This is a genomic window from Streptomyces sp. NPDC021622, from assembly GCF_040640795.1.
Lineage (GTDB): Bacteria > Actinomycetota > Actinomycetes > Streptomycetales > Streptomycetaceae > Streptomyces.
In genome coordinates this window covers 248,663-262,373 of sequence record NZ_JBFACK010000009.1, presented here as the reverse complement: position 1 = coordinate 262,373, position 13,711 = coordinate 248,663, and the positions used below count along the sequence as shown (strand labels likewise).

Below are 13,711 nucleotides of genomic sequence, written 5' to 3'. Positions count from 1 at the left end.
AGGCTTGCGGCATGGAGACACCACCGCAGGGCGGCGCGCCGCGCGTACTCGTCGTGGACGACGACGTCACCGTTGCCGAGGTCGTCAGCGGCTACCTCGAACGTGCCGGGTACGCCGTCGACCGCGCCGAGGACGGCCACACGGCGCTGGAGCGTGCTGCGGCCTGCCGCCCCGACCTGGTCGTCCTCGATCTGATGCTGCCCGGCATCGACGGCCTCGAGGTCTGCCGCAGGCTGCGCGCGCGGGGTCCCGTGCCGGTCATCATGCTCACGGCGCGGGGCGACGAGGACGACCGGATCCTGGGCCTTGAGATAGGCGCGGACGACTACGTGACCAAGCCGTTCAGCCCCCGCGAACTGGTCCTGCGCGTCGAGTCGGTGCTGCGCCGCACGGGCTCCGCCGCGGGCGGCCGCGCGGGGGCGGTGCTGAGCACCGCGGGGCTGACCGTCGACCCGCCGGCCCGCCGCGCGGCCAAACACGGCACCGAACTCGCCCTCACCGTCCGCGAGTTCGACCTGCTTGCCTTCTTCATGCGCCATCCGGGCCGCGCGTTCGGCCGCGAGGAGCTGATGCGGGAGGTCTGGGGCTGGGACTTCGGCGACCTGTCGACGGTCACGGTCCACGTGCGGCGCCTCCGCGGCAAGATCGAGGACGATCCGGCGCGGCCGCGGCTGATCCAGACGGTGTGGGGGGTGGGGTATCGCTTGGCTGTGTCGGACGGCGTGGCATCGGATGCCACCGCCCCGGCCGCCACCGACCCGGAGGCCACAGCGTCGGCCGCCACCGCCTCGCACACCGCCGACTCGTGCGCCACCGACCTGGAGGCGGTCGCGCCGGAGGCCGTTGCCCGAGAGGCGGCCGACGCGGAGACGCGAGCCCCGGAGCGGGGTGCTCCAGAGATGGCCGTTCCAGAGGCGGCCGTTCCAGGGAGGGGCGCCCCAGAGACGGCTGCCCCGGAGACGGCCGCTCCCGAGGCGGCTGCCCCAGCGACGTTCGCCCCGCAGGCCGCGGCAGCGGAAGGCGGCCCCGCACCTGCGGCCGCAGGGCCCGAGACGGCGGCGGCCCCGCATGCGTGACACCCTCCTCATCGCGCTCTACGCCTTCCTCGGTGCCGCCGCCGCTGGGCTGCTCGGGGCGGTGCTCCTGCGGGTGCTGCGGCGGCGGTCGCTCGTCGTGTCGCTCGCCGTGGTCGCCTGTGTCGCGGTGACCGCGATGCTCGCCGGCACGCTGGTGGTCGCTTGGGCGATGTTCCTGTCCCCGCACGATCTGAGCGTCGTCACCACCGTCGTCGCCATGGCCGCGGTCGTCTCCCTGGTCACCGCGCTGCTCCTTGGGCGCTGGGTGGTGGCCCGCAGCAAGGCGCTCACCCTCGCTGCCCGTTCCTTCGGCGACGGCGGTGACTTCGCGGCGCCCGGCGTGCCCGCCACCGCGGAACTCGCCGCCCTCACCCGCGAGTTGGAGTCCACCAGCGCGAGGCTCGCGGAGTCGCGGGAGCGGGAACGCGCCCTGGAGACATCGCGCCGCGAACTCGTCGCCTGGATCTCGCACGACCTGCGCACCCCGCTGGCCGGCCTGCGCGCGATGAGCGAGGCCCTGGAGGACGGGGTGGCCGCCGACCCCGATCGCTATCTGCGGCAGATCCGCACCGAGGTCGAGCGCCTGAACGGCATGGTCGGCGACCTCTTCGAGCTGTCCCGCATCCACGCGGGCGCGCTCGCTCTCACGCCGTCGCGGATGTCCGCGTACGACCTGGTCGGCGACGCCATCGCGGGCGCGGACCCGCTCGCCCGCGAACACGGCGTACGCCTCGTGGGCGACCGGATCGACGCCGTGCCGGTCGAGGTCGACGGCAAGGAGATGAGCCGGGTGCTCGGCAATCTGCTGATCAACGCCATCCGCCGGACCCCCGCCGACGGCACGGTCGCCGTAGCCGCCCGGCGTTCGACGGACGGCGTGGTGCTGTCCGTCACGGACGGCTGCGGCGGCATCCCCGAAGAGGACCTGCCCCGCGTCTTCGACACGGGCTGGCGCGGCACCCACGCGCGCACACCCCCGGCGGGAGCGGGCCTGGGCCTGGCCATCGTGCGCGGCATCGTCGAGGCACACCAGGGCCGAGCGGACGTACGCAACGTGACGGGCGGCTGCTGCTTCGAGGTGGTGCTTCCGGAGGCGGGAGCGTAACGGGGCAGGGGGGCGGGTGGGTCTGTGGCGGCTCGGGGTGTGCCTGCGACGGGGGCCGCCCGTGGCGGGGCCTGTGACGGGCCCGGCAGACGCCGTGTCTTTGCACGGGACGCCCTGCACGGGATGGGGGGCCTGCGGCGGGGTGTGCCCGCGAGGGGCACCGCTCGGGGACGGGCCCTGCGCTGGGGTGCGCCCGAGATGGGCCCGGTACTGGACGTCGCCCGCCCCTCCTACCCCCGCATCCCCGCCCCAGCGAACTCCCGCATCCCCGACTGGAAGTCCACCTCCGGCTTCCAGTCCAGGTCGGTTCGCAGGCGGGTGGAGTCCGCTGTCACATGGCGGACGTCGCCCAGGCGGTATTCGCCGGTCACGACCGGTGCCGGGCCGCCGCACGCGTCGGCCAGGGTCCGGGCCATCTCGCCGACCGTGTGGGGGTCGCCGCTGCCCGTGTTGTAGGCCGTGAACTCCCCGTCGGCGCGGTCCCGCAGCGCCTCCAGCGTCACGGCGTTGGCCGCCGCCACATCGCGTACGTGGACGAAGTCCCGGCGCTGGCCGCCGTCCTCGAAGACGCGCGGGGCGCGGCCCGCGGCCAGGGACGAGCGGAAGAAGGACGCGACGCCCGCGTACGGGGTGTCGCGCGGCATTCCCGGGCCGTAGACGTTGTGATAGCGCAGCGACACCGCGCGGCCGCCGGTGGACCGTGCCCAGGCCGCCGCCAGATGTTCCTGGGCGAGCTTCGTCGTCGCGTACACATTGCGCGGATCGACCGGGGCGTCCTCCGTGACCAGGCCCGGCGTCAGCTCGGCGCCGCAGGAGGGGCAGCGGGGCTCGAAGCGGCCCGCCGCCAGATCGGCCGGCGCGCGCGGCCCCGGGCGCACCACGCCGTGCCGGTCCGCACAGGTGTAGCGGCCCTCCCCGTAGACCACCATCGAGCCGGCGAGCACCAGATCCTGCACCCCCGCCCGGGCCATCGCGGCCAGCAGCACCGCCGTGCCCAGGTCGTTGCAGGCGACGTACTCGGGCGCGTCCGCGAAGTCCTTGCCGAGGCCCACCATCGCCGCCTGATGGCACACCGCGTCGACGCCGCGCAGCGCACCGTCCACCGCTTCCGGATCGCGTACGTCGCCGACGATCAGCTCCCCGGCGACGCGTGGCCGCTCCGTCCCGGAGTGCGCCGACGCGAGCAACGCGTCGAACACCACGGGTTCGTGTCCGCGCGCCGCGAGCGCGTCGACGATCTGTGACCCGATGAACCCGGCGCCGCCGGTGACCAGTACACGCATGCCGCCCACGCTAGGCCGCCGCCACCGCTTCATCGATGCGTCGGGGCCTCATGTCACCGGTCCGTAAGAACCTGGCCTTTGTGAGGTAGTCGGGGCGATGCGCCGTCCAGTTCCCGCCAACTGGTGTGGTGTGGCTCACAAGAGGGGATGTGTGGGCGGGGTGAGTGGAAAGGGCGTACCCCTCCGTGAAGAGAGTGACGCGGATGTAAGGATGAGCCGCCATGAGTGCTGGATGGTGTTGTCGAGCGGGACGGGCCGCGGTGTTCGCCGCCGTCTGTGTACTGCTCGCTGCCCTGGGGCACGTCATGATGTCCGGAAGCCCGGTGTCCTGGTGGGCGCTGGGCGCCGGAACCGTCGGCGCCGGCGGCGGTGCGTGGGCGCTGGCCGGGCGTGAGCGAGGGCTGCCGGCCGTCGTCTCCCTCGCGGTGGCGGCGCAGGCCGCACTGCACTCGGGGTTCTCCCTGGCACAGACCCTCGCCACGCCACGGACCGGTGGCACGTCCCTCGTCCGGCAGTGGGTGCGCAATGTGCTGTGCCTGCCGTCGGCGGACATGGGGTCCATGAACATGGGCTCCATGGGCCGGGGGACGGGTGACGGCTCGGCGATGTCGTCCGCCATGACCGGCATGCAGCACATGCAGCACATGCAACACGGTGAGCCCATGCAGCACATGGGCGATGCGGGGCAGGCCGCCGCGCACATGCACCACATGGGCGGCATGTCGCCCACCGGGATGCTCGCCGCCCACCTCCTGGCCGCGCTCCTGTGCGGCCTCTGGCTCGCGCACGGCGAGCGTGCCGTCTTCCGCATCGCACGTTCCTTCGCCGGCTGGCTCGTCGCCCCGCTGCGGCTGCCCGTCGCGGCTCTCGTGCCGGCCCCCCGGCCGCGGGTCCGCCCGCGCCGCAGTCGTTCGGTGCGCACACCGCGGCAGTTCCTCCTCGTGCACGCCATCACTTCTCGGGGTCCGCCCGCGGGAACCGCTGTCGCCTGACAGCCGGTTCCCCGACGCCGTCCGCGCGCCGCGCCCCGCGCCGCGCGCCCCGGTCGGCTCGGGCATCGGCCGTACGCATCCGTACGGCTGTACCCCCAACACCGGACCCGCACCGGACCGGCACCGTGCCCGCCGACGCGCGCACGGCCGGTCCGCTGCACGGAATCCCGGATCTCCGGACTCCCGAGAAGGACACCAGGTGATCATTCCTGCCTTGCCCGGCTCACCCGACGAGTCGATAACGGCCTGGGCGCTCGCCGCCCGCGGCGGCGACCCGGAAGCCATCGAGCAGTTCGTGCGCGCGCTGCACCGCGACGTCCGCCGGTACGTGACGTACCTGGGCGGCGACCCGCAGGCCGCCGACGACCTGACTCAGGACACATTTCTGCGGGCACTCGGCAGCCTGCACCGTTTCGAGGGGCGCTCGTCCGCCCGTACGTGGCTGCTGTCCATCGCCCGCCGCGCGGTGATCGACAGCCTCCGGCACGCCGCCGCCCGGCCGCGTCTTTGCGACACGGACGACTGGCAGGCCGCTGCGGAGCGCGCCCAGCCCATAGGTCTTCCGGGCTTCGACGACGGCGTGGTCCTCGCCGATCTGCTCGCGGAGCTGCCCGACGAGCGGCGTGAGGCCTTTGTCCTTACCCAGCTCCTGGGGCTGCCCTACGCGGAAGCCGCGCTGCTCACCGGCTGTCCGGTGGGCACGGTCCGTTCGCGGGTGGCGCGTGCCCGCCTCTCGCTGATGGAACGGCTGCGGGACGCCGAACGCCCCGCGCTCGCGGGCGCGGCGGCCTGACGGGTCGCGCGTGTTCGCGCCGCGGCCGCCCGGCAGTCACGCCGGGCGGCCGCGGCACCCGAAGGACCTACCTGTCAGGGGTGCATCAATGTCCTCGTGACGGGCGCCAGAGTCGCGTCAAGGGCCGTGTCCACGGCGCCGGGAGGGCGTTCGGTGGAGGAATCTCCCCGAGGGCACTTCCCCCGCTCCCGCGGAAGGCGCCCCGAGCCATCACCCAGGGGAGAAACAGGAGTTGAGCGCGAGCCCATGAGCGGCGTACGGCCCGGACAGTTAAAGGTCTACCTCGGGGCGGCCCCCGGCGTCGGCAAGACCTACCGCATGCTCGACGAGGGCCGCCGCCGCGCAGCCCGCGGCACGGACGTGGTGGTGGGCTTCGTGGAGTGCCACCGGCGCCCGCGGACCGAGGCGATGCTGGCGGGCCTGGAGGTCGTCGAGCGCCTCGACTGCGGCTACCAGGGCGGCGGCACATTCCCGGAGATGGACCTGAAGGCCGTCCTCGCCCGGCGCCCGCAGGTGGCGCTCGTCGATGAACTCGCCCACACGAACGTCCCCGGCGGCGGCCGCAACACCAAACGCTGGCAGGACGTCGAGGAGCTCCTCGCAGCCGGGATCGACGTCGTCTCGACCGTCAACATCCAGCACCTGGAGTCCCTCAACGACGTCGTCGAGAAGATCACCGGCGTGCCGCAGAGCGAGACCGTGCCCGACGACGTGGTCCGCCGCGCCCAGCAGATCGAGCTGGTCGACATGGCGCCCGAGGGCCTGCGCCGCCGCATGGCGCACGGCAACATCTACGCCCCGGCCAAGGTCGACGCCGCCCTCGCCAACTGCTTCCGCCCCGGCAACCTCACCGCGCTGCGCGAACTCGCCCTCCAGTGGGTGGCGGGCCAGGTCGACGTGGCCCTCCTGCGGCACCGCTCCGAACAGGGCATCGCCCGCGTGTGGGAGGCCCGCGAACGCGTCGTCGTCGCGCTCACCGGCGGCTCCGAGGGGGAGACCCTGATCCGCAGGGCCGCCCGCATCGGCGCCCTGCCCCGGGCGCTCACCTTCGTCCGGGCCGGGCAGACCGCGCCGGCCCGCGGCGATCTGCTGGCCGTGCACGTCACGCGCAGCGACGGGCTCGCCGCCGGGGCCTCGCACTCCGCCCTGGTCCGCCAGCGCCGCCTCGTCGAGAGCCTCGGCGGCAGCTATCACTCGGTCGTCGGGGACGATGTGCCCACCGCCCTGGTGGAGTTCGCCCGCGCGGAGAACGCCACCCAGCTCGTCCTCGGCACCAGCCGGCGCGGCCGCCTCGAACGGTTCCTCACCGGCAGCGGCATCGGCGAGACAGTGGTCGCGCTCTCGCGGGACATCGACGTCCACATGGTCACCCACGAGCGGGCGGGCCGCGGCAGGCTGCTGCCGTCCCGCCGCCGTACGCTGCCGACCTCGCGCCTGGTCGCGGGCCCGATCGCCGGTCTCGTCCTGCCGGTGCTGCTGACCTTCGGGCTCGACGGTCTGCGCGGTCCGCTGAACCTCACCAGCGAGGCGCTGCTGTATCTCCTGGCCGTGGTGGGCGTGGCCTGCATCGGGGGCGTCGCGTCGGCGGTGGTCGCATCGCTCACCGCGTCGCTGCTGCTCAACTACTGGTTCATGCCGCCGGTCGGCGAGTTCACCATGGCCGACGCGAACAGCATGCTCGCGCTGGGTGTCTTCGCCGTCGTCGCGGCGACGGTCGCGGCCGTCGTGGACCGGTCGCTGCGGCTTTCGCGGCGCTCGGCCCGCGCCACGGCCGAGGCGGAGACGATGTCCTCGCTCGCGGGCAGCATCGTCCGCGGCGACGAGGCGATTCCGGCACTCCTGGAACGTACGCGGGAGACCTTCGGCATGGAGTCCGCCGAGCTCGTGGAGGAACCGCCGGGCGCAGCTGCGTCGGGGACGGGCGGCACCCTGTCCGTGCCGGTCGGCACCGGCAACTGGCTGCTCCTTCGCGGCCGTACGCTGCCGTCGTCCGAGCGCCGGGTGCTTGCCGCGTTCGCGGCGCACGTCGGCGCCGCCGTGGAGCGGGCCCGGCTCGCCGAGCGGGCGGCCGAGGTCGAACCCGTCAAGGCCGCCGACCGGATGCGCACGGCGCTGCTGAGGGCCGTCGGCCACGATCTGCGGACTCCGCTCGCCGCGGTCATGGCCGCCGTCAGTTCGCTGCGCAGCCGTGACGTGGACTTCTCCGCAGAGGACCGCGACGAACTGCTCGCCTCCGCCGAGGAGTCCCTGGCCAAGCTGGACCGGCTGGTGGAGAACCTCCTGGACCTGAGCCGTCTTCAGGCGGGCGCACTCACCCTCAAGACGCGCGCCACAGCTCTGGAGGAGGTCCTTCCGCTCGCCCTGGACTCGCTTCCGGGGCACACGGCGGACATCGAGGTGCGGAGCCTGGAGGAGATCCCGGCGGTGCTCGCCGACCCGCCGCTCCTGGAACGGGTCATCGCCAACCTCGTGGGCAACGCCGCCCGGCACTCGCCGCCCGGCGCACCGGTCCTGGTCTCCGCGAGCGCCCTCGGCGGCCGGGTCGAACTGCGCGTCGTCGACCGGGGCCCCGGAGTGCCGCCCGCCGACCGGGAGCAGGTCTTCGAGCCGTTCCAGCGGCTCGGCGACACGGACAACACCACGGGCCTCGGCCTGGGGCTGGCCCTGTCCCGAGGACTCACCGAAGCGATGGACGGCACGCTCACCCCGGAGGAAACCCCGGGCGGCGGACTCACGATGGTCCTCTCGCTGCCGTTCGCGGGGGCCGCAGGGAAGGGGGTACACCGATGACGCGGGTGCTTGTGGTGGAGGACGACGTCCAGCTGGTCCGGGCGCTCGTGATCAACCTGCGGGCCCGCGGGTACGGGGTCGAGACCGCCCCCGACGGTGCGACGGCCCTGCGGATCGCCGCGGCGCAGCGGCCCCACGTCATCCTCCTGGACCTGGGCCTTCCGGACATGGACGGCATCGACGTACTCACGGGTCTGCGAGCCTCGACCCGGGCGCCGATCCTCGTGCTCACCGCGCGGCGTGCCGCGCCGCAGAAGGTCGCGGCGCTCGACGCGGGAGCCGACGACTACGTCACGAAGCCGTTCAGCATGGACGAACTCCTGGCCCGTCTTCGCGCCGCCGTCCGCCGCACCCGGGCCGTGCCGGTCACCGGCGACGCGGTGGTCGTCACGACGGACGAGTTCACCGTCGACCTGGCCGCCAAGAAGGTGCGCAGGCACGGACACGACGTACGGCTGACGCCGACCGAATGGCAGCTCCTGGAAATACTGATCTCCCACCCCGGGCGGCTCATCACCCAGCGCCAGCTCCTCGCGGACGTATGGGGCTCGTCCCGCAGCGACAAGACCAACTATCTCCGCGTCTACATGGCCCAGTTGAGACGCAAACTCGAAGCGGACCCGTCCCGCCCGCGGCACCTCATCACGGAACCGGGCATGGGGTACCGCTTCGAGAGCTGAGAGCTGGAGGGCTGACGGCTCAGAGCTGAGAACCGAGCGCCGCGCGCTGGGCCGGCGTGAGGCGGTCCGGTCCGGCCTGCCGCAGGGCCTCGGCGACGCGTGACGGGGGCCAGTCCAGGGCCGCCGCCAAGTGGTCCGCGGTGGGCGGCGCGGTCGAGTGGAGCAGGGCGGCGAGCACGGTCAGGGCGTCGTCGACGGCCGTGGGGCCGCCGCTCATGTCGTCGCTGAGCGTCGCGAAGAATCCGCTCATCTGGGCCAGGCGCGCCCCCGCCGGTGTGGCCGGGTCGAGGAGATCGACGCCCCGCAGCGCGATGTCCGCCCACTGCGCGTGCGTCTGGGCGCTGGTCGTCCAGGCCCGCAGCCACACGTCGTCGTCGACGACGTACCGCTCGCGCCGCCGTCCGGGCTCGCGCACCCGGCGGATCACGCCGAGGGACTCCAGATAGGCGACGGCCTTGGACACCGACGCGGCGCTGACCCGCAGCCGCCGGACGAGTTCGGCGGCGGTGAGACTGCCGGAGTCGTCCGTGATCAGGCGGGCGAGCACCCGCGCCGGCATCCGCGGCAGCCCCGTGCCGGCCATCAGCGCGGCGAGCTGCTCGGCGAAGCCGGCGACGACGTCGGGGTCGCGGCCGTGGGCGTCGGGCGTCGCCGAGGGGTCAAGGCGCGGGCGGGGCGTGCGCCGCCGGGCGCGCCGTTCGGTGGCCAGATGGGCGTGGTCGACGCGGTAGGCGGCGGGTCCGCCGTTGCGGGCCACCTCCCGGCTGACGGTGGACGTCGGTCTGCCGAGCCGCCGCGCGATTTCGGCGTAACCGAGCCCGTCGGCGAGGCCCGCGCCGATGTCCCCGCGGTCCTGGTGGGTGAGCCTGCCTCCGGGCACGCGCACCGCCTCCTTGCGTTTTGCGGCAATGCTATTGCAACGAATGCCGTGAAATCCCTTGTTGGGGCAGCTTACTTGGCGGCTTCTTCTTTAATGACCCACTGAACGCAACGTAGCTTCGCGGCTGTATCAAGCGATCCGGCGATGACTTGAGGAGCTGACGTGACGACGACCGGCAAGGACGTCGTGCTCGATGTCGAAGGGCTGCGCATGCGGTACGGCGCGACCGACGTCCTGCACGATGTGACGTTCCAGGCACACCACGGAGAGGTGGTGGCCCTGCTCGGGCCGAACGGTGCGGGCAAGACCACCACCATCGAGATCCTGGAAGGGTTCCGCCTCCGCTCGCGGGGGCGGGTCGCGGTGCTCGGCACGGACCCGGCGGACGCCTCCGAGGCCTGGCGTGCCCGGATCGGTGTCGTGCTGCAGTCCTGGCGCGACCACGGCAAGTGGCGGGTGCGGGAGCTGCTCGCGCATCTGGGCACGTACTACGCCCCGTACTCCACCGACACGCGCCGGCGCCCGTGGGACACCGACGAGCTCGTGGCCGCGGTCGGGCTCACCGCCCACGCGGGCAAGAAGATCAAGACGCTGTCCGGCGGGCAGCGGCGCAGGCTCGACGTGGCGATCGGCATCGTGGGCCGCCCCGAACTGCTCTTCCTCGACGAGCCCACCGCGGGCTTCGACCCGCAGGCGCGCCAGGAGTTCCACACCCTCGTGCACCGGCTCGCCGCCGACCACGAGACGACGGTCCTGCTCACCACGCACGACCTCGACGAGGCGGGGAAGCTCGCCGACCGCATCATGATCCTGTCCGGCGGGCGCATCGTCGCGGACGGTACGGCCGACGATCTCGCCCGGCGGATCGCGGGCGAGGACGAGGTGCGCTGGACGCACGACGGGCAGCGGTGCGCCGCGTCCACGGCCGACTCGACGGCATTCGTACGCGGCCTCTTCGGGCGGTACGGCGAGGCGATCGGTGAACTGGAGGTCCGCCGGGCCTCGTTGGAGGACACCTACCTGGCGCTGGTGCGCGAGGGCGAGGTGGCGGCCCGATGAGCGGCACGCACGCGATGGCGACGAAGGCGGCGGGCGCGACGGGTCCGGCGGCCGTGGCGCTGCGCGCCGGCTGGACCCGCGGCCTGATCGAACTGCGGCAGTCGTTCACCAACGGCGCCGACCTGCTGTCACATCTGCTCTGGCCGGTGTTGATGCTGATCGTGCTGTTCTTCCTGCGGGACACGACCTTCGGTACGAGCGGACTCCTGCTCGGCACCCTCGCGCTGCCCAGCATCCTGGGGATGAACGCCGCGATGGGCATGGTCACCATGAGCCAGGTGCTCACCGCCGAACGCGAGGACGGGACACTGCTGCGGGCCAAGGCGACGCCGAACGGGATGCGGGGCCACCTCATCGGGAAGGTCATCTCGGTGGCGGGCGGACTCCTGGCCGACCTCGCGATCCTGCTGATCCCGGGCGTCCTTCTCATCGACGGCCTCGCGGTGGGCGGCGCGGGCGCCTGGCTGACACTGACCTGGGTGCTCGTCCTCGGCATGGTGGCGACCCTGCCGATCGGCGCCGTCCTCGGCTCGGTCTTCACCAGCGCGCGCAGCCAGGGTCTTGTCCAACTGCCGGTCCTCGGCCTGATCGCGGTCTCCGGCATCTTCTACCCGGTGACCGCGATGCCGCAGTGGGTGGAGTGGCTCGCCCAGTCGTTCCCCATCTACTGGCTCGGCCTCGGCATGCGCTCCGCCCTGCTTCCGGACGGCGCGGCCGCCGTGGAGATCGGGGAGTCCTGGCGGCACTGGGAGACCGCGGGGGTCCTCGGCGCCTGGGCCGTGGCGGGTCTGCTCGTGGCACCGGTCGTCCTGCGTCGCATGGCCCGCAGGGAGTCGGGCTCGAGCGTGGCGGAGCGGCGGGAGCGGGCGATGCGGAGGGTGGGGTAGGCGCCCCCGAAGGGGCGCGGGGCTGCGACATGTGCGGCTCCGCCGCGTGGGCGCGACCAGCCACGACACAGCCGCAGCCGACCGACGGCACCCTCGCGCCCGGCTCTCGCTGATCGAGCGACCGCGGGAGGCCGAGCCCCCGGGGCTCGTGGACACCGCAGCCTGAGGGGGCCCGGCGGCCCTCAGCCCCGCCGGCGCCCGGCCAGCTCCGCGCGGGCCGCGCAAACCTCGTCCACGGCCTGCCGGTGCCCTCCCTCGTGGGCACAGCGCTCGGCCCGGTCGAGAAGCGAGCGGGCCGAGTCCGGATCGGTGGCCGCGCGGACGCGGGCCAGCGCCGTGAGTGCGAAGGCGAGCACCGTCCCGCCGAACGGCTCGGCGAGCCCGACGGCCGCGCCCGCCAACTGCTCGGCCTCGTCCGCCTCGCCGAGCAGCAGATGAAGCTCGGCGAGGTTGGCGCGCTCGAAGGCGGTGGCGGTGGGCCGCCCTGCCTGCTCGGCGAGCGTGAGGGCGCGCCGCCCGTGCTCCAGCGCCTTGCGGTGCCGCCCCGAGCGGCGGGCGTTCTCGCGCAGCACGGAGAGGACCGTGGCGAGCAGCGCCGGGTCACCGGACTCCTCGGCCGGCGCGAGAGCCCGCTCGGCGGGTGCGATCGCTTCCTCATTGCGCCCCAACAGGCCGTGGCAGGCGGCCTGTTGGGCGAGGGACCTGGCGAGGAGGGCGGCGTGTTCGGCCTGCCGGTCCGGACGCCGCTGCCCGGCGGCTTGCGCCAGGCGTCCGGCGGTCGCGGCGTCAGCGGCCCCGGGCGGTGCGCTCGCCCACGGCGGCCCCGGACGGGCGGGCAGCGCCTCCCGGCCGTCCGCGCGCAGCAGCTCCTCCGCGCCCCGCGCCGCCGCGAGCCCGGCCTCGTACTCCCCGTCGTTGAACAGGATCACCGACTCCGCCATACGGTGCGCGGCATGCACGTCCGGTGCGGCGTCCGGCCGCGGTGGATGGCCCGCGAGGGTGGCACGCGCCTCGTCGGGCGTGGTGGCGCGGGACAGGACTTCCGCGAGCCGCGCGGCCGTCAACGTGCAGGCGTCGGGGCTGTGTTGGAGTTCGTACGACGCCAGCGCTTCGCGCAGTACGTGCACCGCGTCGGCGTAGCGGCCCGAGCGCTCCAGGGTGCGGGCCAGGGCCACCCGGACCCGCGCCGCGTCCGCCTCCGGCTCGGGCTCCGGCGGGTGGCCGAGCGCCGCGCGGTACAGGCGGGTCGTCTCCGGGGCGGGGCGTGCCCCCAGGTCGGCGAAGTCCATGGCCGCCGCGCACTGCTCGTACTGGCGGGCCGCCGCACTCCGCATCCCTTGCCGCAGGTAGGCCCCGATCAGCACGCGGTGGGCCCGCTCGTCGGCGGGTGCGGACTCCAGGACGAGGCGTGCGACGGCCGCCGCCCGCTCCGCGTCGCCCGCGTCGAGCCGGGCCCGCGCGAGGGCGAGGGCCACCCGGACCCGCAGCTCGGCCAGGCGGGTGCGGTGCGGCTCGGCCCAGGGCGCGTAGCGGTCCTCGGGGAGCAGGTCTCCGGTGAACGCGTCCAGGGCGGCGGCCAGTTGGGCGGTGTCGCCGCCCGAGAGCGCACGCTCCGCCAGGGTCCCCGCCCGGTCCGCGTCGACCACGACCCTGCCGGGCGCCAGGCGCAGCAGCGACCCGTCGGCCACCACGTAGGACGATGCGGCCCGTGGTGTCAGTTCGGGCTCCAGGGCGTGGCGCGCGGCGTGCAGCGCCACCCGCAGGTTGCGCTGTGCGGCGGGCAGTTCGGCATGCGGCCAGCACTCCGCCATGAGGTGCTCGCGGTGCAACTGGTGCCCCGGGGCGAGGGCGAGGAGTTTGACCAGGGTGCGGGCGCCCGGCCGCGGCCACCGCTCGGCGGGCGGCACCCCGGTGGGCCGTTCCGTGCGGAATCCGCCGAGCAGCCTGATGCGGAGTGTTGGAGGAGCGCCCATGGGAGCAGCACTGTAACCGCTTGCCCCCACCGGCCTGTTACCGGTGAATTACTGGCCGGATCTCGCCCCTCGTAGCGGCACGTCAGACGAGTGCCGCGTGCCTGATCGCGTCGACTTCACACCGGCGGGAGGGAGCCCCGGAGAACGCGTTGACCTGCGCAAAGGGCCTCCCGAAGATAGGTGCCGAGCACCG

The 13,711-nt window shown here is 74.0% G+C and carries 10 protein-coding genes and 1 pseudogene; 8 read left to right on the top strand and 3 right to left on the bottom strand.

All coding sequences use genetic code 11. The annotated features are described in order from the left end of the window. Positions 1–11: 11 nt before the first annotated feature. Together AB0G47_RS20085 and AB0G47_RS20080 are read left to right on the top strand one after the other, a co-directional pair. A pseudogene (locus tag AB0G47_RS20085) lies at positions 12–704 on the top strand (response regulator transcription factor); the annotation flags it as partial. A gap of 364 nt (positions 705–1,068) precedes the next feature. After that, complete coding sequence (locus tag AB0G47_RS20080) at positions 1,069–2,181, top strand: HAMP domain-containing sensor histidine kinase (RefSeq protein WP_360771459.1); 1,113 nt, start codon at positions 1,069–1,071, stop codon at positions 2,179–2,181. A gap of 230 nt (positions 2,182–2,411) precedes the next feature. Here AB0G47_RS20080 and AB0G47_RS20075 read toward each other — a convergent pair whose 3' ends face one another. Beyond that, complete coding sequence (locus tag AB0G47_RS20075; RefSeq protein WP_360771456.1) at positions 2,412–3,464, bottom strand: NAD-dependent epimerase/dehydratase family protein; 1,053 nt, start codon at positions 3,462–3,464, stop codon at positions 2,412–2,414. Positions 3,465–3,685: 221 nt separating this feature from the next. Between AB0G47_RS20075 and AB0G47_RS20070 the strand changes: the two genes are divergently transcribed. The 4 genes from AB0G47_RS20070 (at position 3,686) to AB0G47_RS20055 (ending at position 8,719) form a co-directional block, all read left to right on the top strand. Next, positions 3,686–4,456, top strand: a complete 771-nt coding sequence (locus tag AB0G47_RS20070) for a hypothetical protein (protein WP_360771454.1) — start codon at positions 3,686–3,688, stop codon at positions 4,454–4,456. Positions 4,457–4,670: 214 nt separating this feature from the next. Beyond that, entirely contained in the window at positions 4,671–5,249 is a 579-nt protein-coding gene (locus AB0G47_RS20065; protein ID WP_360771451.1) for a sigma-70 family RNA polymerase sigma factor, read from the top strand. A 246-nt stretch (positions 5,250–5,495) separates the two neighbouring features. Then, positions 5,496–8,039: an ATP-binding protein gene (locus AB0G47_RS20060; RefSeq protein ID WP_360771448.1), complete on the top strand. Its 2,544-nt coding sequence runs from the start codon at positions 5,496–5,498 to the stop codon at positions 8,037–8,039. Further along, positions 8,036–8,719: a response regulator transcription factor gene (locus AB0G47_RS20055; RefSeq protein WP_360771445.1), complete on the top strand. Its 684-nt coding sequence runs from the start codon at positions 8,036–8,038 to the stop codon at positions 8,717–8,719. Before AB0G47_RS20060 ends, AB0G47_RS20055 begins: the two co-directional genes overlap by 4 nt. Before the next feature lie 19 nt (positions 8,720–8,738). Here AB0G47_RS20055 and AB0G47_RS20050 read toward each other — a convergent pair whose 3' ends face one another. Then, positions 8,739–9,599: a MarR family transcriptional regulator gene (locus AB0G47_RS20050; protein ID WP_360771442.1), complete on the bottom strand. Its 861-nt coding sequence runs from the start codon at positions 9,597–9,599 to the stop codon at positions 8,739–8,741. A gap of 210 nt (positions 9,600–9,809) precedes the next feature. Here AB0G47_RS20050 and AB0G47_RS20045 point away from each other — a divergent pair, with 210 nt between their 5' ends. Together AB0G47_RS20045 and AB0G47_RS20040 are read left to right on the top strand one after the other, a co-directional pair. After that, positions 9,810–10,658 (top strand): ABC transporter ATP-binding protein, encoded by an 849-nt coding sequence (locus AB0G47_RS20045; RefSeq protein WP_360771703.1) that lies wholly within the window; start codon positions 9,810–9,812, stop codon positions 10,656–10,658. 14 nt (positions 10,659–10,672) lie between these two features. Beyond that, positions 10,673–11,545, top strand: a complete 873-nt coding sequence (locus tag AB0G47_RS20040; protein WP_360771701.1) for an ABC transporter permease — start codon at positions 10,673–10,675, stop codon at positions 11,543–11,545. 182 nt (positions 11,546–11,727) lie between these two features. On the opposite strand, the gene AB0G47_RS20035 is transcribed toward AB0G47_RS20040, so the two are convergent. Continuing rightward, complete coding sequence (locus tag AB0G47_RS20035; RefSeq protein ID WP_360771439.1) at positions 11,728–13,518, bottom strand: BTAD domain-containing putative transcriptional regulator; 1,791 nt, start codon at positions 13,516–13,518, stop codon at positions 11,728–11,730. Between the last annotated feature and the right edge of the window lie 193 nt (positions 13,519–13,711).